The sequence below is a fragment of the Stenotrophomonas sp. YJH_SMC_81 genome (assembly GCF_059370875.1).
Window position 1 is genome coordinate 195,335 of sequence record NZ_JCAFUB010000005.1, and the last position, 23,774, is coordinate 219,108.

At 66.3% G+C, this 23,774-nt stretch carries 9 protein-coding genes; 3 read left to right on the forward strand and 6 right to left on the reverse strand.

Going from position 1 to position 23,774, the window contains the following annotated elements; translation table 11 throughout:
• Positions 1-24 precede the first annotated feature (24 nt).
• The 5 genes from AC5P8U_RS12800 to glnA form a co-directional block, all read right to left on the reverse strand.
• Positions 25-14,814 (reverse strand): hemagglutinin repeat-containing protein, encoded by a 14,790-nt coding sequence (locus AC5P8U_RS12800; RefSeq protein ID WP_447896890.1) that lies wholly within the window; start codon positions 14,812-14,814, stop codon positions 25-27.
• Between the two features lie 106 nt (positions 14,815-14,920).
• Entirely contained in the window at positions 14,921-16,645 is a 1,725-nt protein-coding gene (locus tag AC5P8U_RS12805) for a ShlB/FhaC/HecB family hemolysin secretion/activation protein (protein WP_171956321.1), read from the reverse strand.
• A gap of 295 nt (positions 16,646-16,940) precedes the next feature.
• Complete coding sequence (gene amt, locus AC5P8U_RS12810) at positions 16,941-18,371, reverse strand: ammonium transporter (protein WP_447896889.1); 1,431 nt, start codon at positions 18,369-18,371, stop codon at positions 16,941-16,943.
• A 22-nt stretch (positions 18,372-18,393) separates the two neighbouring features.
• The gene (locus AC5P8U_RS12815) at positions 18,394-18,732 is read right to left on the reverse strand and encodes a P-II family nitrogen regulator (protein WP_447896888.1); all 339 of its coding nucleotides are present in this window, start codon (positions 18,730-18,732) and stop codon (positions 18,394-18,396) included.
• 342 nt (positions 18,733-19,074) lie between these two features.
• Positions 19,075-20,484: a type I glutamate--ammonia ligase gene (gene glnA, locus AC5P8U_RS12820; RefSeq protein ID WP_019661939.1), complete on the reverse strand. Its 1,410-nt coding sequence runs from the start codon at positions 20,482-20,484 to the stop codon at positions 19,075-19,077.
• 223 nt (positions 20,485-20,707) lie between these two features.
• Between glnA and AC5P8U_RS12825 the strand changes: the two genes are divergently transcribed.
• From AC5P8U_RS12825 to AC5P8U_RS12835, 3 genes are all read left to right on the forward strand, one after another.
• Complete coding sequence (locus tag AC5P8U_RS12825; RefSeq protein ID WP_495214173.1) at positions 20,708-21,502, forward strand: undecaprenyl-diphosphate phosphatase; 795 nt, start codon at positions 20,708-20,710, stop codon at positions 21,500-21,502.
• 73 nt (positions 21,503-21,575) lie between these two features.
• Positions 21,576-22,400 (forward strand): META domain-containing protein, encoded by an 825-nt coding sequence (locus tag AC5P8U_RS12830; RefSeq protein ID WP_495214174.1) that lies wholly within the window; start codon positions 21,576-21,578, stop codon positions 22,398-22,400.
• Positions 22,401-22,567: 167 nt separating this feature from the next.
• Complete coding sequence (locus AC5P8U_RS12835) at positions 22,568-23,026, forward strand: META domain-containing protein (RefSeq protein WP_072167381.1); 459 nt, start codon at positions 22,568-22,570, stop codon at positions 23,024-23,026.
• A gap of 126 nt (positions 23,027-23,152) precedes the next feature.
• Here AC5P8U_RS12835 and AC5P8U_RS12840 read toward each other — a convergent pair whose 3' ends face one another.
• On the reverse strand, positions 23,153-23,764 hold the full coding sequence (locus AC5P8U_RS12840) for a YbhB/YbcL family Raf kinase inhibitor-like protein (protein WP_088496479.1): 612 nt from the start codon (positions 23,762-23,764) through the stop codon (positions 23,153-23,155).
• Positions 23,765-23,774 lie beyond the last annotated feature (10 nt).

The following is a 23,774-nucleotide window of genomic DNA, read 5'->3' on the forward strand; positions in this document are numbered from 1 at the left end:
ACGCACTTGAGCCAGCATCCGAACTCACCTCCACCCAGCGGGGAAATTCAGCCTTGACCAATCAATGACAGGGGGCCCCGGGCGGGTGACCTTGTATATGCGATCAATCTCGGAATTAGCCGTATTTCCTCCACATCGATTCCAAAACTCGCACCCCGCAATGGGCGAATTCACCAGGCCAGCGTCACTGCTTCCCTTCGTGTTGGCAGCCGCCGCAAGAGCCTTCTTCTGCGCGCTTTCGGATGTTCCAGCAATAACAGAGGAGGTCAGATCATTGAGCGTCTTGTCACCAACGCCCGAACCACTCACCGATGATGCTATTTCAAAGAGACTGGAAACAAACGCAGCGTACGCCTTGGGATGATTGTTTGGTTCGTCAGGCTTGGTTCCGTCCCAGACATGGCCGTCCACACCCGTGTAATGCGTTCCGTCTGGTTTCACGTGCGCGAAAGAGTCGCCGAACGCATGCAGGATACGCTGATTCTCCGGATCAGAAAGAATGTTGGCTTTCGCTGTTGGATTGTCATGGTAGTACTTGAGATCGACCAGTATGCCCCTGACCTTCTCACCCAGTTCCTTCTGCTTGGCCAGGACCTTTACAGGATCAGTCTCACCATCCAGCAGATGATGACTCTGCTGATAGCCGGAAGGATCGTTTCCGGCCTGGACATTGTCCTTTGTGATTGCATTGCGCTTGTCGGTATCCGGCGACCACGCTGCCAAAGCCAAAGCCTTGGCATCGTCCTCGTTGAAGTTGGCCAGATAGAGAATCGTGGCCATGGTGGAGTAGTGTCCGACCTCACCCCAGTTGTTGTCCACGGCATTCTTCGCTGCACTGCTTCCGGCAGCGGCACCAATCAATCCACCCTTGAACGACCCGATGATTGATCCGCCAGCGCCTACAACCGCACTGACGGCTTCCCGCTCACTTGCGCTCAGATCCTTACTATCCTTGCCATAAAGAAGCCGGGCGACAGCCGGCGCTGCGGCCTCTGCACCTCCCGCGGCGATTGCTCCTACGAGGGCATTGCTACCACTACTGGACGCAATTGCGGCACCAAGGAGGGCGTGCGCAAGAATGTGGGCAGCGCTGCCTTCTTCGCCTCGACCACCCGCATCCACCGTGTTCCTGGCCGGATTCTCCTTGAAATACTGGCCAATCTGGTATGAGATCGCTGGCGCCAACGTGGCCCCCAGAATTTCCCCGGTACCTCCCGTCGATGCAACCAGGCCGCCGGCGATCGAGGAAACCAGGATTCCTGCCTTCTGCAGGCGTTCGATATCTTTGTCCGACTCAAGTGCCATTGCCACCAGCGCCGTCTTTTCACCCGCACTGAGTGCCGAACTGCGGACGGGGTCGGAAAGAATAGCTTTCGCGGTCTCCTTGCGGGATTTCGCTTCGTCGATCGATCGGTTGAGGTCGGCGCGAATTTGCTGACCCACACTTGCCACCGTCCCCATCGCAGATGCCATCGCCTGCTGGTCCGCCAGCAGCTTGTTGGTGTCAGGAAGCGCATCCAGCGCGCGGTGCGCCGCACTGGCGTCGATGCTGATACCCAGCTCCGCTGCAGTGGTCCGGGAACCGCCGATGGTGATGTTGCCCTCGGTCAAGGTGGCATGGGTTGTGCTGCTGTCACTTCCCTTTTCGCTCATCGGTACGCCCGGTGAGCCGTGCGGTGTCGTGGTACCCGGTATCGGGGTCCAGTTGTTGACCGCCCCGCCAGCACCGCCACTGATGCTTCCCGAACTGGCCTTGTAGTCCATTTCGTTCTTCAAATCGGCGAAGGTCAGGGTCTGTGCGGTCAACTGACTGTTGGCCGCGCTGGTGCTGGTGATCGCGCCACCCACCAGGTTCACGTGGCCGGCATCGACGTGGTAACCGCCGTCACCGGCAAATAGGCCGCTCTGCTGGCCGACGCCCTGATAGCTGCCGCTGGCCTTGCCGGAACTGACGCTGCCGTCGGCATTCCACGCAGTACCGAACGACACCTGCACGCGGCCGCCCACCTGGCTGTTCTTCGACATGCTCTCGGCGACGTCCTGCAGCGACTCGATGCTCAGCGTGCCGCCGGTCTTGACGTCAATGCGGTCGGCGGTCGCCGTGGCGCCACGCAGGGTGGTATCGCCTTCGGCGTTCATCGAGATGTTCTTGCCGGTCAGGGTGGTGTTCTGCCAGGTGCTGCTCTCGGCATTGGACTTGCTGCTGCCGACGCTGGCTTCGGCGTACACATACACACCGGTCTGCGCGCCCACCGCAACGCCCACGCCGACTTCGGCGCCAGCATTGCTGCTCTTGCTGCGGTCGGCCACATGCGCCTTGCCCGCTTCCAGCAGGATGTCACCGGCCGAATCCAGACTGAGCGTGTTGCCCGCGCTCAGATTGCCCTGCACTACGTGGATGCCGCCCTGGGTGCTGGTCAGGTTGACGTTGCCGCCGCCCTGGATGGTGGAGCCGCGCGAGACCTGGCTGCTGCCGTCGGCACTGCTGCTGGAAGTCTTGAAGCCCACTCCCGCTTCCGCACTGAGCAGCATGCCACCACCAGCGCCCTTGGCCATGCCTGCGATCGCACTGGCCGACTGGTAGGCATTGGCACCAGCGGCCAGGCCCTGCATCTGCTGCAGGCGACCGTCGGACTTGCGCGCGGCGTCGACGTTGTTGAGCAGATCGATCAACGGCGATTTGACCCGTGCGAAGGCACCGATCTTCAGGTCCTTGTCGCTCTGCGAGTAGTGACCACTCTCGTCGGCGGTCAGCAGTTCGATCTCGGCGGCAGTGATGTTCACATCCTTGGCCGCGATCACGTTGCTGGCAGTCTGCGTGTACTTTCCACCCGCGGTGAGGTTGACGCTGCCTCCCAGGCTGCCAACGGTACTGGCCACCTGCGAGACCTGCGCGCTGTCGTCACGGTGCTGCTCGCGATGCCAACCGGAGAATTTCTCGGTATCGGAGATCTGCACGGTACCGATGGCCTTGCTATCAGAACGGTTGGCATTGCTGACCGTGTCCTGGCCACTGCGGATCGTCAGGTCGCCTGCCGCACGGATGGTGACGTCCTTCTCGGCCGCGATGTTGGCGGCGGTCAGGCTGATATTGCCTTCCGTGGTGGCCATGCGCACGCCGCCACCGACCGACAGCTGGGTACCGGTAATGGTGTCGCTCTGTCCGGCGCCATCGCTGCGTGAGTTGTTGGTGCCAAACGGCAACCCGGCCGAGTTGGTGGCGATACCCCAGCCCTTGCCACGACTGTCGCTGCCGCTGCGCTCGGTGTTGTGCGCCACCTCGAACACGATGTCCTTGGTCGCCAACAGCGCGGCGTCACCCTCGGCCGACATCTGCGCACCTTGGCTGGTGATCGAGCCGCCATTGGCGATCAACGTGAGATTGCCTCCCGCATTGAGGTTGCTGACCCGGGCCTCACTGGTGGAGTGGGTCTGGTTGCTGTTCGAGCGCTGGCTGCCGGCAGTGACTGCCGGCAGCACTGCCGCCGCTACGCCGGCGGCCACGCCTTCGGCAGTACGCGTGATCCGGCCCATCATCGTGCCACTGTCAGCCATGCCTTCGGTGGCGTTGTCGCGTGCGGTGCGATACGCCTTGGCTGGGTCGTAGGTGACGCCCACCGAGAACCCGCTGGACTTGCTCGACTGGCTGGCCTGGGTGTCCACCGTGTCCTGGCGGGCAATCAGGTTGATGTCCTTGCCAACCAGGGTCAGATCCTGGCCTGCGGCCACGTCGGACGCCGCGATCGTCAGCTGGTTGCCGGCGTTGATCAGCACGTTGCCTTGGCGCGAAGCGATCGCAGAGCCAACCTGGGTGATCGACTGCTCGGCAGAACTGCTGCTGTTTTTCGAACTGCCGTAGCCAATGGACGCGGTGCCATTGGAGAATCCGCCAGTGAAGCCGGACTTCTTCCTGCTCTGGCTGGACTCGCTACTGTGCTGATCCTCTGTGGAAGCGATCAGCACATTGTTGCCGGCAGCCAGGGTCACATTGCCGGTGGCATCGATGACCGCACCGACCGCTGTCAGATCATGGCCCGCGTTGACGTTGACCGCCTTGCCCTGCAGCGCGGTGCCGATGGCATAGCTGTCGCTGCTCTCGGCATGGCGGGTCGTGGTGGTGCTCGACAGGGTCTTCTTTTTCTTGTCGTAGCTGTCCAGGCTGAAGTCATGGGTCTCGCTGGCTGAGAGCAGATTGACGTCGCGTCCGGCCACCACGCTCAGCGTGCCATCCGAGCTGGCAACCTGGGTGGCGGTCAGATTGATATCGCGGCTGGCCTTGAGCAGTATGTTGTCGTCGGCCGAAAGCTGGCTGCCGCGCACGGTCTCATCACTCTGGCTGATCTGCAGCGAGCTGCGCTTGCCACCTGCATTGAAGTCACTGCTGCGGCTGTCCACCAGCACCTGGCTGTTGATGTCCCCACCGGCCTGCAGGGCCATGCCGCCATCGGCCTTGATGCGGATTGCAGCCAGGTTGATGTCCTTGCCCGCTGCCAGCACCACATCGCCAGCGCCTTCAATCGAAGACACCGCATGCGTGGTCTGGCTGTTGCTGGTGTGGTTGCGGTCGTCGTGGTTCAGCGCGCTGCTCTGGCCCAGCGTCTGCGCACCCAGGTCCAGGGTCCCGCCAGCAACCAGCTGGGTGATGCCATCCTTCCCGGCATTGCGGATCTCCGCCGCCTTGAGGCCGATGTCACCGCCGGCCACCACCGACAGCACGCCGTCGCCGCTGGGATTGGTGACATACAGGCCAGCCACGCGATCCAGCGTGGTCTTCTGCTGCGACAGGCGATCGCCCTGGTCCTTCCATCCCGTGGTAGTCGAGGCCACGGTGATGTTGCCACCGGCCTTCAACGCCAGCGCATCTGTAGCCTTGACGGTACTACCGATGATGTCGATGTCCTGCCGCGCCGACAGGCCCACCTGAGCACCGCTGATCTGGCCGCCGGACAGGTTGCGGATGTTGCCGGCATCGATGCTGACCAGCTGCCGGCCGGCAATCGTACCGCTGTTGACCAGGTCACCGCGCAGCTTGACGTCCACCTCCGCGCCGGCCAGCAATGCGCCATCGTTGCCAAGGTCGCCCGGCAGCACCCGCAGGTAGACCTGCGGGACCAACGCGCGAACCACCGAGCCATCGGCCAGGGTGACGTCCCTTTCCACCAGCCAGACGATGTCGCTGGTCAGGCGTGCCATCTGCTCGGCGGTGAGCGCTACGCCGGGGCGCAGGCCCCATTCGCTCGCCACCGTGGCACCGGCCTCCAGCAGCGCACGGTACTGCTCCTCGTCGCTGGCGTGGCCGCTAAGGAAGCGGCGGCCGGTGAGCTCTCCGATCTGCTCGCGCACCAGCTTCTGCTCGTAGAAGCCATCACCCAGACGTTTCTGCGTCTGCGCGGGGTCGAAGCCTGCGCGCTGCAGAAGGTAGTCCGAGCTGAGCCAATCACGATAGCTGGTAAAGCGCGGGTCGGTTTCCACGATGTGGTTGCCACGGTTGGCGTCCACATTGAACAGGCTGGCGGTGGGCGCACTGGCATTCGGGTTGGTGGTGACCACCACGCGCGGATCAGCACCGGTTGCCGTTGTGGCCTGCTTGCCATCCACCGCGGCATTGCCACCACTGCCGGCATGCTCTCCAGCGCGCACCGCCGCCGGGCCGTTGGCATTGGCCTGCCCGGCCTGGGTGGCACTGATGTCCTGGGCCGTGCCAGCGCCCGCCCCGGCATTGCCGGCCTGGCCGGGGCCCTGGGCACCCGCCGCGCCTGCCCGCACGCCGTCGACCTGTGTTACCGCCTGCTGATGGCCGCCGTTGGCCCCCTGCGCCGCGCCAGCGGTGCCCGGCCCCTGCGCGTCCACGCTGCCCGCACCCTGCCCCGTGCTCTGGCCGGGCCCCTGCACGCTGCCCGCGCCGGGACCGACCGCACCTGCACCGCGGCCGTTGGTATCCACCTGCGCGGTGCCCTTGCCACCACCGGCGTTGGGGTTGCTGCCCCCGGTGTTGTCGTTGCGCAGGTTGCCGACATCGATGGTGAGCTTGCCACCGGCGGTGATCGACGAACCCAGCGCGCCGGTCTTCTCGGTGATCGGTGCTGCCTTCCAGCGGCTGGAGGAGCCACCGTAGGTGATGGACACGTTGTCGAAGGTGCTGGTGCGGGTCAGCTGCTCGGCCGCATTGATCACCTCGGATTGATCGCGATTCAGGCCGACGATGGCCAGGTCGCGACCCGCAGCGATGTTGGCGAAACGGTTCTCCAGCCGATCGGTGCTGATCCGCATGTTGCCGCCCGCATTGATCACGGCGTTGTTGCCTGCCGAGACCACCACGTCTTCCACGGTGGTGCGGGTGGCAATACGGGTCTTCTCGTTGCCGCTGGTCTCCTGCGGGTGGCGCTGCATGTTGATCAGCGTCGCGTCCGGATTGTCATAGTCCGGATAGGTGATGAGCTGCACGCAAGTGGTGGTGCAGGTGCCGTAGGCGTTGTTGTACCGGAGGGTATCGGTCACGTACTCGATCGGCGGCGAACCGGCCCCGCGGACGGACAGGTCGCGGAAGGGATCTTCCGCGCCCGCGCCGAGCTGGTCGGGATTGTTGCGGTTGTCGGCACGGCCGACGTAATAGATCGTGACGGTGCCGTCCTGCACGTTGAGACGTTCGCGTGAAGCGCGCGCACCATACGCGCCGCCGCGGGCAAAGGCATAGGCGCTGGTGTTGCTGGTCAGCCGGATGACCGCCTTGCGGATCTGCTGGCCATCCGGAGTGACGTAGGGGGTGTCTTCCAGGATGTCCGACGGATCAAGGTAGTAGATCTCGTACGGCTGGTAATTCGAGGTTGCCCTGAAATCGCGGTTGTTGTTGTTGGCGTTCTTGAACCAGCCGGGCTGCTCCAGCCGGACCGGCGTGTGCACGGTGGTGACCTTCTCCACGACTACGTTCTCGCGGATGTTGTTCACTGCCAGCGCGGACAGATCCAGGTTGCCGCTGACCTCGATGGTGGAGCCGATGTTGTCCACCCGCTGCGCGCTGCCTACTGCCGCCAGGCCGTTCAGGGCGCCGCCGATGGCGGCGTCGCCATCGCTGAAGATCAGGCTCTTGCCGCTGTTGGTCAGCGTGCCGACGCCGAGGTCCAGGCGCTGGCGCGCGGCGATGGTGCCTGCACGGTCCACGCCACCGATGTTGGCCGCCACGTTGTTGAGCGAGCCCGCCTGGATGGCGACGCGGTCACCGTAGATGCGGCCGCTGCCGATGTTGTCGACGGTCGCGGCGGTGATATGGGTGACGTTGCCGTCCAGCAGGCCGTAGTTGACCAGTGCGCCGCCCGCTGCAAGGCGGGTCAGGCCGATGCTGCTGATCTCGCCGGTGGACGCATTGGTGATGTTGCCCGCACTGATGTTGACGTTGGCGCCGGCCAGCTTGCCGGTGTTGTCCAGGTTGCCCTGGATGGACAGGCTCAGCGTGCCGTTGGCCACCATCTCGCCACGGTTGGTGTGGCTCTGTCCCAGCTCCAGGGTCATGTCACCCTGCGACATCAGCCGGCCGTCACCGATGATCTCGCGGGTGCGGAGGGTCTGCTGCCTGCCGGCCACCAGGGTGCCGCCGCTGTTGACCAGGGTATCGGCGCGGACATCGGAGCCCAGGGCCGCCGACACCAGGCCACCGCTGTTGTCCAGGCGCTGGTTCACCTGCAGCACGAGGTTGTCCGCAATCACCTGGCCGTTCTGGTTGTCCAGGTTGCTGGTGGTTACCTGCAGGGTCTTGCCCTGCAGCCCCAGTGCAGGACCATTGCCCGGGCTGAGCGTATTGCGGTTGTCGACGTGGCTGGCCTGCAGGTCGAGGCGGCCGGTTGCGGCCACCAGGCCGCCACTGTTGAGCAGCGCGCCCTGCAAGCCGATATCGGCGTTGCCACCGGCGGTCACGCTACCACCACTGTTGGCCAGCTGCTGCGCGCGCAGCAGCAGGTCGGCCGCACTCACCAGCGAGCCACCGCCACTGTTGTCGATGTTGATGGCCTGCACGTCGGCGCCGGACTTGGCGAACACGGCGCCGCCACGATTGTCGAGATCGCCGCTGCGGATCTGCAGCGTGCCGCTGCTGACGATGCCGTTGCCGTTGGAACCGGCATTGGTCAGGCGCTGTCCCGCGGTGTTGATGCTGAACGCCGCCGCCGATTGCAACAACCCGCCGGTATTGTCCAGCGCACCACTGCGCAGCTCCGCATTTCCGGAAAGGCTGGCAATGATGCCGCTGCGGTTGTCCAGCGCCTGGCCGCGGGTATCCAGCTGTAGGTCGTTGGCGATGATCCGGCCACTGGTGTTGTTCACGCCGCTGGCCGAGACCTGCAGGCGCTTGCCGGCCTGGACCAGGCCAGCCTGGTTGCGCAGCACTTCACCGCTGGTCAGCTGCATGTCCTGACCAGCCGCCACGGTGCCACCGTCGTTGTTGATGGACTGTGCCTCGGCCAGCAGCGTGCCTCCGGCGGACAGGGTGCCCTTGTCGCTGTTCTCGAGCAGGCCGTCGACGCGCACGGTCAACGCGCTGGTGCCATCGCCGTGCACGGTGCCGCCGCGATTGTCGAACGCACCTGCTGTGAGGGTGGCGTCTCCTGTGGTCACGATGCGGCCGCCGCGATTCTCCAGCGCACGGGTGATCGCCAGGGTGCTGCCACCGCCGCCGGCAGCCTGGATCGTGCCCCGGTTGTTGAGCAGCTGCGCGCTGCGCAGATCCAGCGTGCCATTGCCGGCAAGCGTGCCACCGGTGTTGTCCAGCCTTTCGCGCGCGGACACCTTCAAGGCATCGCGACCGGAGGCGATGATCGAACCGCCCGCGTTGAGCAGCGTGCCGGTATCCACGGCGATGCGGGCAGCCGACAGCGTGCCGTCACTCAGGTCGGTGGTCTCGCCGGTCAACTGCAGGGCGCCATTGCTGAGCAGCTTGCCGCCCTGGCCATTCAAGGTGTGCGCGTTGATGGTCAGCGTGCCGGTGCCGGCCTGCTGCACGGTGCCGCCAGCATTGCCGAACACTGCGCTGGTCAGGGCCAAGTCGCCATTGCTGGCGATCAGACCGTTGCCGCCATTGTCCAGTGAGGTGGTGGCCTGCACGCTGCTGGCCTGCGTGCCCGTCGCCAGCAGCTTGCCGTTCTGGTTGTCGAAGCGGTCGGCATTGATGTTGAAGTGATCGGCACTGAGCGTGGCGCCGCGATGGTCCACAGTCATCGCATCCAGCTGCAATGCGCCTGCCGTGGCGATGCTTCCGGCAGCTCCATCCAGCTGGTTGGCCTGCACGGACAACACGCCCTTGCCTGCATGGACGATGCTGCCCGCGGCGTTCACCAGCTGCCCGGCATCGATACGCAGGTTGCCGGCATTGCTGGCGAGGGTGCCGCCGCCGTTGTTGAATCGGCCGGTGACGGTGACCCGGCTGTCGGACGTACCTGCCGAGCTCAACGTGCCGCCCGCATTCGACAGCGAACCGGCGCTGATCTGCTGTGCGCCGTTGGCGGCAATGGTGCCGCCGTCATTGCCCAGCGCGCCGCGCACCTGCAGCGACATCGCCTGGTTGCCGGTGGCGTTCAGCGTACCGCCCGTGTTGTCGAGCTGGCCGACCTCGATGCTGACCTGCTGCGCGGCCGTGGTGCCCACACTCAGATCGACGGTCTCGCCCTTCAGCTGCAGCTCGCCGTTGCTCACGATATGGCCGGCGTGGCCCTGCAGCGTAGTGGCATCGATCTGCAGCAGGCCGTCACCCGCCTGCTCGATGCTGCCGCTGCGGTTGTCCAGCGAAGCCGCCGCCACCTGCATGCCCGCGCCACTGGCAATCACGCCCTTGTTGCTGTTGTCGAGCAGGCCATCGGCCTTGACCACCAGCCGTTCAGCGCTGTGCAGCGCACCGCCCTGATTGTCGATGCTGCCGGAAGCGATGCCGAGCCCACCGTTGGCCAGGATGCGGCCACCGCGGTTGTTGAGGTCCTGGCCGATGCTCAGCTGGCTGGCCGCTGTACCCGCGGACTGCAGCGTACCGCCGGCGTTGACCAGCACGGCGCTGCGCAGATCCAGGCCGCCGTTGCTGGACACCGTACCGCCGCTGTTGTCGATGCGTTCGCGTGCGCTCAGCCGCAGCATGTCACTGCCGGTCGCGGTCAGCGTGCCGCCGGCGGTGACCAGGGTGCCGGTGTCCACCTCGATCCGCTTGGCGGAGGTGACACCCGCCCGCAGGTCGGTGGTGGTGCCCTTGAGCAGCAGGCTGCCATTGCTGACCAGCGTGCCGCCCGTACCGTTGAGCGCTCCGGCACTGATCGACAGCACGCCTTCGCCGGCGTGCTGCACGCCACCGCCGGCATTGCCGAACACCGCCGCCTGGATGCCCAGGTCGCCATTGCTGGCCAGCAGGCCACCCTCGCCGTTGTCCAGCGTGCCGGCCACCTCGATCCGGCTGCCCTCGGCACCGGTTGCGATGACCTTGCCGGCCCGGTTGTCGAACGACTGTGCGTCCAGCGCGATGCGCTCGGCCTGTAGGGTGGCGCCGCGATGGTCCACGCTGCCCGCCTGCAGGGTGATGCCCCCTGCGCTGGCAATGGTGCCGCCCTGGCCATCCAGTTGCCCGGTACGCAGCAGCAGGCCCTGCGTGCCGGCATGGCTGAGCGTGCCCTTGACGTTGGCCATGCTGCCGGCGTCGATCTTCAGCGCCGCACCATTGCTGGCCAGCGTGCCGTTGCTGTTGTCGAACAGGCCATTGACGCGCAGCTCAGTGGACGCGCTGCCGGCCGAACTGAGCGTGCCGCCACGGTTGGAGAGCTCACCGGCTTCAATGTGCTGCGCACCGTTGCTGGCGATGGTGCCCGCGTCGTTGGCCAGCCGGCCGCTTACTTGCAATGCCAGCGTTCCGCTGCCGGTTGCACGCAGCGCGCCTGCACTGTTGTCCAGGCTGTCGGCCACGATATCGAGCTGCTCGGCCGCCGCGCTGCCGCCGCGGAGATCCAATGAACCGCCCTGCAGAGACAGCGCGCGGGCAGCACCAATGCTGCCGCCCTGGCCCGACAGCATCTGCGCGTCGATGCGCAGGTCGCCGTTGGCGGAGAGCGAACCGCTGCGGTTCTCCAGCTGCGCGGCACGGATTGCGGATGCAGCATCACCGGCGGCGATCAACTTGCCGTGGTCGTTGACGAAGCGGCCTGCGTGCACGTCGACGGCGCCATTGCTGCCCAGCGTTCCGCCGGTATTGTCGAGCAGGCTGCGGGCCTGCAACTGGAGCACCTGGCTGCCGAGCGCGCTCAGATTGCCGCCCGCGGTGATCACGCTGTCACCGGCGATGCTGATGCGTTGCGCCGTCGTGGTGCCATCGCGCAGATCGAGAGTGTCGCCCTGCAGGTCCAACGAACCGTTGCTGAGCAGGGTGCCACCGGCGCCGGTCAGGTCCTGCGTGGTGATGACCAGGCTGCCGGAACCGGCCTGCTGCACAGTCCCTCCGGCGTTGCCGAAGGTGCGCGCGTGGATGTCCAGGTTGCCGTTGCTGGCGAGCGTGCCGCCATTACCGTTGTCCAGCGTGCCCTGCACGCGCAGCGTGTTGCCGCCGGTGCCGGTGGCGATGATGCGCCCACCGCGATTGTCCAACCCGGTCGCCGTGATATCCAGCTGTGCGGCAGCCAGCGATGCGTCCTGGTGGTCGACCTCGGCCGCAGTGAGCTGCAGGGCGCCAGCAGTGGCAATCTGTCCCTTCGCCCCGTCCAGGCGCCCGGTATCGATGACCAGGCCGGCGCTGCCCGCGTGGCTGAGGGTACCGCCGGCATTGACCAGCGCGCCGCTCTTCAGCTGCAGATTGGCCGCGTTGCTGGCGATGCTGCCGCCACTGTTATCGAGCGTGCCGTCGACCCGGATCTGCGACGCTGCAGTACCCGCCGAATTGAGCGCACCGCCGCGGTTGGACAGCGCGCCCGCCTGGATCTGTTGCGCGCCATTGGCGCTGATGCTGCCGCCGTCGTTGCGCAGCAGGCCCTGCACCTGCAACTGCATCGCGTTGTTGCCCAGGGACAACAGGGTGCCGCCGCTGGTGTCCAGGCCCGTGGCCGTGATCTTCACGTCACGGGCGCGGGTGTTGCCCTTCTGCAGGTCCAGCTGCTGCCCGCTCAACTGCAGCTGGCCGTTGCTGGCGATGCTGCCGCCAGCCCCCTGCACGGTGATCGCCTCGATCTGCAGCGTGCCGGTGCCGGCATGGTCGATGCTGCCGCCCTCGTTCAGCAGCCCATCGGCCTTGATGTCCAGATCGCCATTGCCGGACAGCAGGCCGCGCTGGTTCTGCAACCGCTGGCTAGCATGGATGCGGCTGGTGCCAGTGCCTGCGGCGATCAGTTTGCCGCCATCGTTGATGAGGATGCCACTGTTGATGTCCAGCGCACCATTGGCGCCGACGGTGCCGCCGCTGTTGTCCAGGGTGCGCGATACCTGCAGCTGCAGCGCGTCGCCGCCCGTCGAGGTCAGCGTGCCACCGGCGGTGGTCAGGTCGCCGGCACGTACATCGATGCGCTGCGCGGCGGTGGTGCCGTTGCGCAGGTTCAGGGTATTGCCGTGCAGCTGCAGGGTGCCGTTGCTGAGAACAGTGCCGCCCTGGCCCTGCAGGTTGGCGGTGGCAATGCGCAGGTTGCCGGCGCCCGCCTGCTGCACGGTGCCGGCAGCATTGCCGAAGGACGCCGCGTCGATCTGCAGGTCGGCGTTGCTGGCCAGCAGGCCACCGTCGCTGTTGTCCAGGTGATTGCGGACGTTGAGCGTACTGGCCTGCAGCCCGGTGGACAGCACGCGGCCGCCACGGTTGTCGAAGTCCTGTGCGGTCAGCTCGAGCTCGCGGGCGACCAGCCGCGCACCGCGATGGTCGGCACGGCCCAGCAGCAGGTCTGCCGCGCCTGCGGTGGCGATGCTGCCCTGCACACCGTCCAGGACCCCCGCACGCAGCAACAGCCCTTCACTGCCAGCGTGGCTGATCCCACCTCGCGTGTTGACCAGGGTGCCGATGTCCAGACCCAGGCGCGTGGCATTGCTGGAGATGCTGCCCTCGCTGTTGTCGAGCTGGCCAATCGTCCAGGTCGTCTCGGCGCTGCCACCGTGGGCAAGGCTGCCGCCGCGATTGATCGCCGACATCGCCTTCAACTCGAAGCCACGGGCGAAGGTCATGCGGCCGCCGCTGTTGTCCAGCTGTTGCACCTGCGCGCTGGCCGCGCCCTGGACCTGCAGGGTGCCACGCATGTTGCGCAGCGCCTGTCCCTGCACCTGCAGGGTGCTTGCGCCAAGGGTGCCGTCGCTGTTGTCCAGGCTGTTGCGGGCGCTGAGCTGCAGGTCGCCACTGGCTTCAATGCGGCCGCCATCGTTGCTCAGGGTTCCGGCGATGTTGAGCAGGCCGGTTGCCAGAGGCGGGAGCGACGCGACCGGCGGGGTGCCGGTGCCAAGAGAGCCGGTGCCCGGAGTACCCGTGCCTGGCGTGCCGGTACCGGGGTTGCCCGTACCCGGTGTCCCGGTTGCCGGTGTACCCGTGCCAGGCGGGGTACCGGTGCTGGTACCCGACGACGCACTGGCCACGTTGCCGATACGGCCCTGCAGATTGCTGACGTCGGCCGCCTGCAGCTGCAGCACCTGCGCGCCAAGCTGTTCGATGCTGCCGCCACGATTGCGCAGCGCATCGGCATTTACTTCGATGCGCCGCGCGTTGAGGGTGCCGCCGCTGTTGTCGACATCTGCAGGGGTCTGCAGGCGCAGCTCGCGCTCGGCACTGAGCGTGCCGGCATTGGCGATGCCCGCGCTGGCATCGATGCGCAGGTCCTGTTGCGCATGCATCGCGCCGGTGTTCTGCAGCCGGCCGTCGGCAGTGACGACCAGCTCGCCTGCCTGCGCGCCGATCTTGCCGGCGTTGCTCACGCCCACGCCGTGTTCGTTGCCGACCAGCCAGATGCGATTGGCGTACATGCCGCCCAGCGCGCCCACATCCAGCGCGAAGGTGGGCGCCGCGGATGCAGGACTCTGCAGCTGCACGCTGCTGTGGTCAGCGCTGACCACGTTGCTGCCCAGGCTGGCCTGCAGCTGGTTGGCCCAGATGCCGGCGTTGACCTGCAGCGAACGGGTGATGATGTCGGTGTAGTCGGCGCGACTGGTATCCAGGCCTGCGCCACCGATACCGATGCTGCCACCTTCCACGCGGTACCCGTCCAGTACGCCCTGGGTGACGATCGGCGTACCGGTGGTGAGGGTCACCCGGCTGGCATTGAGGAAGCCCGCGCCATTGACCTGGATGCCGGCCGGGTTGGCGATGACCACCTGCGCCCGCGCACCCGCCACTTCCACGTAGCCATTGAGGTGGCTCGGATTGCTGCTGTTGATCTCGTTGAGGATGACGCGCGCGCTACCGGTGGCCAGCCACGGATTGCCCTGCACCCAGCCGCCCAGCTGGGTCTGCACCTCACCGCGCGAGTTGTTGAGGATGACGCCCTGCTGGCCGACGTCGAACTGCTGGTAGGTATTGCGCGACACGCCGCCAGCGCTGGGCGTGGTGATGTTGACCTGGGGCGTGCCGTTGGCCGAGGTGATCACCGTCGGGCGCTGGTTCGCCGGCGCGCCGGGGTCTGCGGCAATTCGGCCCGGGTCGGCCGGCGCCTGCTGCGCGGACAACGGCTGCACCAGACCCACCCACCCCAGCATCAGCCACAGCGCGAAACTGATCGGACGCAGCGTGCCAACCGTACGGCCTTCCCGGTTGTCGGCACCGCCGTGCGCGGCGTTGACCAGCTCGGACGCCACCTGCATGACCCCGAGCGTACGGTTGAAGACCAGACGGTAGACTTTGTTCACGGCGCTGATTCCTTTCGGTGCTGTTGGGTTGTATGCGTAGCAGGCTGCGCGGTACCGCATCGTGTTGGCCGCGCAGCGGACTGCGCAGGCCGGTCATGTGCAGGTGTCAGAACGAGACGCCCACGTTCATTCCGAACGTGGTGTAGGCGGTCTGGAAACCACGTGGCTTGGACAGCGGGCTGCCGACGAACGCATCCCAGTTGATGTGGCGGGTGCCACCGCGAAGTCCGAGCGCGGTACCGGTGAGCCGGTTGCCCAGCAATCGCGCCGTGGACGGGCCGGCAACACGCCCGTGATCAACGGCAACGTAGGCCTCCACGCCGCCGCCCAGGGGCACGCCCACTTCATTGCGCAGCAACCAGCCACGCTCACCGGTCAGCGACATTTCGCCATCAAAGCCACGCACGGTGTAGCGGCCACCAATGGAGAACCGGTCCTGCGGCACCAATGGCGAGCGGTTCCACTGCGCGCGCCAGCTGCCGATGTAGCGCAGGCTCTGCTTGCCCCACTGAAGGGGCAGGACCAGCTGCGCGTCCGCGGTATAGATGCGGCCATGCGCCGTGCCTTCGCCAAAGGCCTCTTCCGGTGCACGCAACGCGTTGAAGGCACCGGTACCCTTGCGGTACGCCAGGTTCACATCCAGCGTCGCCTTGCCGATGAAGTGACGGTGGCCCAGGCCCAGCTCCCAGCCGGCCATGCGGCGGCGCTGCACTTCGATCTCGGTGTCGTTGATGAAGTTGTCCGATTCGCGATACCAGCCACGCGCGTACATGCTGGTCTTGGCGTGCGCATTGCGGAACAGCATGCGGGTCAAACGCAGTTCCGCATTGCGGCTGGAGCCGCTGTAGACGTAGTTCTCGAACGCACCGGCAACGGTCTGCTCATAGTCGTACTTGCTGGCATTGGCGCCCAGCAACCAACCGCCCAGCGGCAGGCTGTAGTGCGCTGCCCAGCTGTCGGTGCCACGTTCGCTGCCATTGAACACCGATCTGCCCACGTTGATGTAGAACAGATCGCTCAGGCCCGCAGGATTGTCCACCGACACCGTGGCACCGGCCTGCATCTTGCCCGTGCTCTGGCTGCCGGCATCGTCCAGGGTCAGATTGACCCGTACCAGGCGCGCCTGCTTCCAGCTGATCACCAGGTCGCTTTCGCCGGGTTTGGCGGCCGCGCCGTCGGCTGGTGGCGCGATCTGTATGTCCACCGAGGCGGTCGGCACGCGTTGCAGGTTCTCCAGCGCCTGCTCGATGTCACGCAGGTTCAGCACCTCGCCGCGCGTCACCGGCATCGCGTTCCAGAGGGCGGGGGTGCGGCCTTTTCCATCGGCGAAGCGGATGGCGTTGACGCGCCCTGGCACGACCGTGAGCGTCAGGATGCCGGCCTTCAGGTCCTGCGGTGCGGCCAGGATGCGGGTGGTGACGTAGCCACGCTCGATGATCGCGTTCTGAACGCGCTTCATTACGACGTCCACGCCGCCCGTACCCAAGCAGCGCCCGGTGGCGGGATCGCTGCGGGGATCAGCTGCCGCCAGCGCCCAGCGGAAGCGGTCCGCAAGATCCCCCTGCAGCGCGATGGCGTTGATGGTGAAGCACGGTGACTCCTCCACCGGCAGGTGGCCGAGGTCTTCGGTAGCCGGCTGCAGGCGGACGTCCGGCGTGGACTCCTGCTGTTCACGCAGGAGGCGCTCGCGCTCCTGCTGCCGGAGCAGTTCCTGCTCCGGCGACACCGTCTGCGCCCATGCCGGCGCCTGGAGGCCGGCGATGGCCAATCCCACGCCCACGGACAACCGCCACCGCAACGCGCGGCTGCGTACCTTACGTCCCTGTTTCACGATGCTCTTTCCCTGCGGATAACTGCCAGTCCGACGAGTATTCGGCTGGAAGAGGCCGCACTTTAGGGGAATCGCATGGAAGGCGACAGAGCCGGCAAGCTATGCGGGCCAAAGCCTTGCCCAGCAAAGTGTGATGTCCGACGAGGCGGCTTCTGGCAGCCGGCGGCCATCGGAATCTGCTCCGACGCTGCCAGCCGGTGGATAGACATCGGCGGCCCTAGGGCCGCCGAGGGCGGACGCCCGCTACTGCCTGTGCGACGGCAGTAACGAGGCGTCCGCGAAACCGTGAAGCCGGTCAGGCCTCGTACGCCGATTCGCCGTGCGAAGTCACATCCAGGCCGGTGCGCTCTGCTTCCTCGGTCACGCGCAGGCCGACCACGAGCTTGACCACCAGCAGGATGACTGCGGTCACCACCGCCGACCACAGTACGGTCAAGCCGACGCCGACCACCTGCACCCACACCTGGTGGGCGATATCCAGATCGGCCTTGGTGCCGCCCAGCGACTGTGCACTGAACACGCCGGTGAGGATCGCGCCGACGATGCCGCCGACACCATGCACACCGAACACGTCGGCCGTGTCGTCCACTTTGAGCAGGCGCTTGAGGCCGGTCACGCCCCACACGCAGACCATGCCGGCGACGAAGCCGATCACGATCGCACCGAGCGGGCCAACCGTGCCGCAGGCCGGTGTGATGCCGACCAGCCCGGCCACCGCACCCGAGGCCGCGCCCAGCGCCGACGGCTTGCCCTTGCCGATCGCCTCCATCAGGGTCCAGCCAAGCACGGCAGCAGCGGTGGCCAGCACGGTGTTGAGGAAAGCCAGCGAGGCCACCGTATCGGCGGCGGCGGCGGAACCAGCATTGAAGCCGAACCAGCCCACCCACAGCAGCATCGCGCCGATGTAGGTAAACGGCACGTTGTGCGGCTTCAGCGCGGTCTGGCCGTAGCCCAGGCGCTTGCCGACGAACCACGCGCCGACCAGGCCGGCCACGCCCGCATTGATGTGCACCACGGTGCCACCGGCGAAGTCGATCGCGCCCAGTTCACCCAGGTAGCCGCCGCCCCAGACGATGTGTGCCATTGGGATGTAGCTGAGGGTGAACCACAGTGCCGAGAACAGCAGTACCGCACGGAACTTGATGCGCTCGGCGAAGGCACCGACGATCAGCGCGGTGGTGATGCCGGCGAAGGTCGACTGGAAGGCGACGAACAGGTAATCCGGCAGGCCCTTGATCGGCGTGTTGCCCACCGACTCCGGGGTGAAGCCCTTGAGGAAGGCGAACTCGGTGAACGAACCGAAGAATGGATTGCCGGCGCTGAACACCGCGCTGTAGCCATAGGCCACCCACAGCAGCAGCACCAGCGAGAACACCACCAGGATCTGGCTGAGCACCGACAGCACATTCTTCGAACGCACCAGCCCGCCGTAGAACAGGGCCAGGCCCGGCACCACCATCAGCAGCACCAGCAACGTGGAGGTAAGCATCCAGGCGACGTCGCCACGATCATACGCGGCGGCCGCTTCGGCCACGGCCGGCGCAGCGGCGCTGGCGGCCGGATCGTGCAACGGCTCGACCGCCACGCTTTCGCTCGGCAACGGCGAGACCTGGGCCTGGGCGTGGGCGCTGCCCGGCCAGGCACCGGCGGCCAGCGCGCTGAGCAGCATCAGCAGGCACACCAGGTGGAACCGGGCTTGCCACCCGGTGAGAAGGCGCATCTTCATGGGGGGAATCTCCGGAAGGGGGTTACAGCGCGTCGGCACCGATTTCGCCGGTGCGGATGCGGATGACCTGTTCAACGGCGGTGACGAAGATCTTGCCGTCACCGATCTTGCCGGTGCCTGCCGACGACTGGATCGCTTCGATCACCGCGTCGGAACGCTCGTCGGTGACCACCGTTTCGATCTTGATCTTGGGCAGGAAATCGACGACGTACTCGGCGCCGCGATACAGCTCGGTGTGGCCCTTCTGGCGACCGAAACCTTTCACTTCGGTCACGGTGATGCCCGACACGCCTGCATCGGACAGGGCCTCGCGGACCTCGTCGAGCTTGAACGGTCGGATGATGGCGGAGATCAGTTTCATGCGCATGTCCCGATGGTGGATGGGGCCAGCGCGCCAGCGCGCGTTGGCATCAGGCAACCACAGGTCATCAGGGTGATGACCGTGGCTGTTGCACCGGACACGTACAGGGCCGGGACGGCCGTGCCTCTCTCCTTGCACGACCGACGCGGGAGGGAGGGCGGCCCTGGTCGCGTATCCGGTCTCTCTTGCCCCTGTTTCAGCGGACCGGCAGTCCGCTGTACTGCAGCGGGCCAGCGACCCGCTCTACAACGGCGGGCCTGCGCCCGCCTTGCGGCTCCCCAGCCGCGAGAACGGAAGCGATGGCGGCGGGTGGGAGGGGGGACCCACCGCCATCGCGCCCGGTCAGCTGGCGTAGTACAGCTGGTATTCCAGCGGGTGGGTGGCCGCGCGGAACTTGGTCACTTCCTGCATCTTCAGCGCGATGTAGCCGTCGATGAAGTCATCGCTCATCACGCCACCGGCCTTGAGGAACTCGCGGTCCTTGTCCAGCGCTTCCAGCGCCTGGTCCAGCGAGGAGCAGACCTGCGGGATCAGCTTCTCTTCCTCCGGCGGCAGGTCGTACAGGTCCTTGTCGCTCGGTGCACCCGGGTCGATCTGGTTCTTGATGCCGTCCAGGCCGGCCATCATCAGCGCGGTGAAGGTCAGGTAACCGGACTGGATCGGATCCGGGAAGCGCATTTCGATGCGGCGCGCCTTCGGGTTGGACACCCACGGAATGCGGCACGAGGCCGAACGGTTGCGGGCCGAATAGGCCAGCATCACCGGCGCCTCGAAGCCCGGCACCAGGCGCTTGTAGCTGTTGGTGCCCGAGTTGGCGAAGGCATTGATGGCCTTGGCGTGCTTGAAGATGCCGCCGATGTACCACAGCGCCAGCTGGCTCAGGCCACCGTAGCCGTCACCGGAGAACAGGTTGGTGCCGCCCTTGGACAGCGACTGGTGCACATGCATGCCGCTGCCGTTGTCGCCGACGATCGGCTTGGGCATGAAGGTAACGGTCTTGCCGTTGCGGTGCGCGACGTTCTTGATGACGTACTTCATGCGCAGCAGCTCGTCGGCCTTCTGCACCAGGGTGCTGAACTTGGTGCCGATCTCGCACTGGCCGGCGGTGGCCACTTCGTGGTGCTGCACTTCCACTTCGATGCCGACCTGTTCCAGGGTCTTGCACATTTCCGCGCGCAGGTCGTGCAGGGTGTCGGTCGGCGGGACGGGGAAGTAGCCGCCCTTCACGCCCGGACGGTAGCCGCTGTTGGCGCCGTCATACTTGGCGCCGCTGTTCCACGCCGCTTCTTCCGAGTCGACCTTGAAGAAGGTGTTGCCCATTTCGTTGGCGAAACGGACCGAGTCGAAGATGAAGAACTCCGGCTCCGGGCCGAAAAACGCGGTTTCGGCGATGCCGGAGGACTTCAGGTAGGCCTCGGCACGCTTGGCGATGCCGCGCGGGCAGCGGCCATAGGCCTGCATGGTGGCCGGATCGAGGATGTCACAGCTGATCACCAGGGTCGGATCGGCGTAGAACGGATCGACGTAGGCGCTGGACGGGTCCGGCAGCAGCACCATGTCCGATTCGTTGATGCCCTTCCAGCCGGCGATCGAGCTGCCGTCGAACATCTTGCCTTCTTCGAACAGCGACGGTTCGACGATGCTGACCGGGAAGGTGACGTGCTGCTCGACGCCACGCATGTCCACGAAACGCAGATCGACGAACTCGATCTGGTTGTCCTTGATCAGCTTCTCAACGTTTTCCACGGACATCGGTACGACCTCGGATGGGGATGAATGCCTGCTGAGGTACAGCAATGACCGTGCCAACTTTTTGATACCCGCAAGTTGTTGATTTCAATATGGCTGCCCCGCGCCGGTGCAGAACGGTGCGCACCAAACCGGTGCACCCGCCATCAGACGCACCCGTTTGGTGCAGCAGGGATCGTCTATCCTCTCGACCTTCTTCCTTCCGCCGCCCGTGCCCGCACCGTCCATGTCCGACCTGCTCTCCGCCCTGCTGCTGGGCATCCTCGAAGGCTTGACCGAATTCCTGCCGATCTCCAGCACCGGGCACCTGCTCATCGCCCAGCACTGGCTGGGTGCCCGCTCGGACTTCTTCAACATCGTCATCCAGGCCGGCGCGATCGTGGCCGTGGTGCTGGTGTTTCGCCAGCGCCTGCTGCAGCTGGCCACCGGCTTGAACCAACGCGAGAACCGTGAGTACGTGTTCAAGCTGGGCGCCGCCTTCCTGGTCACCGCCGTGGTCGGCCTAGTGGTGCGCAAGGCCGGCTGGTCGCTGCCGGAGACGGTCAGCCCGGTGGCCTGGGCACTGATCGTCGGTGGCGTCTGGATGCTGCTGGTGGAGGCCTACACCGCGCGCCTGCCCGACCGCGACCAGGTGACCTGGACCGTGGCGATCGGCGTCGGCCTGGCGCAGGTGGTGGCGGGCGTGTTCCCCGGTACCTCGCGCTCGGCCTCGGCGATCTTCCTGGCCATGCTGCTGGGCCTGAGCCGCCGCGCCGCTGCCGCCGAGTTCGTGTTCCTGGTCGGCATTCCCACCATGTTCGCCGCCAGCGCCTACACCTTCCTGGAACTGGCCAGGGACGGGCAGCTGGGCAGCGAGAACTGGACCGAGGTGGGCGTGGCCTTCCTTGCCGCGGCCATCACCGGCTTCGTCGTAGTGAAGTGGCTGATGGGCTACATCAAGTCGCACCGGTTCACCGCCTTCGCCCTCTACCGCATCGCGCTGGGCGCGGCGCTGCTGCTGTGGTTGCCCTCCGGCAGCTGAACAGCACTGGGGCACGGTAACCCCATGGCCGGCCCCACCCCGTTTCCCCCACGGTTCCCCAAGGAGAATCACCATGAACCGCAAGCTCACCCTGCTCCTCCCGCTGGCCCTGATGGCCGCCTGCAGCCAGACCCCGGCCCCGGCCGGCAATGGCGGCGACGACGTGGCCCCGGCCGCGACCAAGGCAGCGGACCAGCAGACGCTGGCGCACCTGGATGCGCAGCGCCTGCAGAGCCAGCACTGGCTGCTGCAGCAGGCCACCGGCGCCGACGGCAAGCGCATCGACGCGCTGTTCGCCCGCGAAGACAAGCCGGTCACCCTGGACTTCGCTGATAGCCGACTGTCGGTCAGCAACACCTGCAACCGCATGGGCGGCGGCTACACCCTGGCCGACGGCAAGCTGACGGTCAGTGCGATGGCCTCGACCATGATGGCCTGCACCGACAAGGCGCTGATGGCGCTGGACGAAGCCGTGTCGAGCCGCCTGCAGGGCGAACTGAAGGCCGAGCAGGATGCCGATGGCAAGCTGACCCTGACCAACGCCAAGGGCGACGTGCTGGTGTTCAACCCGGAACCGACCGCTGAAACCCGCTACGGCGGCGCCGGCGAAACCGTGTTCCTGGAAGTGGCCGCGAAGACCGAGAAGTGCTCGCACCCGCTGATTCCGGACTACCAGTGCCTGCAGGTGCGCGAAGTGAAGTTCGACGACAAGGGCCTGAAGCAGGGTGAGCCGGGCAAGTTCGAGAACTTCTACGGCAACATCGAGGGCTACACCCACGAAGACGGCGTGCGCAACGTAGTGCGCGTGAAGCGCTACGAAGTGAAGAACCCACCGGCCGATGCGCCGTCGCAGGCCTACGTGCTGGACATGGTGGTCGAGTCGGCCATCGAGAAGTGATGTAGAGCCGACTGTTAGTCGGCTGGCTCTTGAAGGGCGGACGCGAGGTCGCCCTTCTTCGTGGTGGGTAGAGCCGGCCGCTGGCCGGCTGCCTTGCGGAGCACCGCCAACACACGGATGTTGCCGGCCAACGGCCGGCACTACCCGCATGCATCAGGGAGATCGGCATGAAGCACGTCCCCGCCCTCATCATTGCCGCGCTGCTGGCCATGTCTACGGATGTGGCCGCTGCCAGCACGCCCACCACCGGGCAGCTCGAGGCACATCCGTGGCAACTCGCGCGCGCCACCGACGCGCAGGGCCGGCGCATTGATGCGTTGTTCGTGCGCGGTCGACCGCCCTACACGCTGCGCTTCCAACCCGGCTACATGAGCGAGTTGAACCTGTGCAACCAGTCAAGCAGCACCTATCACCTGCAAGGTGACCGGCTGCTTCTTGAGGGCGGCATCATCACCACAGCCGCTTGCATGCGGGCCGAGGTGGCCGAACAGGAACGTGTCGCCGGCACGCTGGTGAATGCACGCGCAGAGATGACGCTTGCGCTGGATGAGCGTGGCCGCCTGCTGCTGCGCAATGCGCATGGCGATGTGCTGGTGTTCGCGCCGGTAGCCGGTACGGACGAATGAAAAGGGCGGCCGCAGGGTCGCCCGTCTTCGTCAGTGGTAGAGCCGGCCGCTGGCCGGCTGCCACGGGCGAATGCAGCAACACACGGACGTTGCCGGCCAGCGGCCGGCACGACCCGTTATGCCGCCTCAACCCAGCGCCGGATTCAACGTGTAGGTGCCGTGCAGTGCCGCTTCGGCCAGCACGTGGCCGTGCATGGCCCGGTACGCGTCGGCGGCGGTGAAGCGTGCCGGCAGCTGCAGCGATGCCACGTCCAGCGCGAACACGCGGAAGAAGTAGCGGTGCACGCGCTCGTCGTTGAACGGCGGATAGGGGCCGTCGTAGCCCAGGTAGTCACCGGCCATGTCCGGGTTGCCGGCGAACCAGCCGGTGAAGTCGTTCAGGCCCTGGCGGCTGCCGGCCGGCCCGGCCGGCGTGGTCTTGCCCTTCACCACGAAGCCGTCGCTGCAGCTGCCTGCGGCAATCTCGCGCACCGAAGCCGGAATATCGGCCATCACCCAGTGCACGAAATCACAGCGGGGCTGGTCGCGTGGCACGCTCATGTCGGTGCGGCCGACCGTCTCCGGCACGGTCGGCACGTCCGGATCGACGCATACCAGCAGGAACGAACGGGTGCCATCCGGCACATCGCTCCAGGCCAGGTGCGGATTGCGGTCCGGTGCGAAGCCCGCGGCATCGCCTGCGGCGAATTCGCGGTCGATCGGTGCACCGTTGGTCAGGCTGTGGCTGCTCAGTTGCATCGGCGTGTCC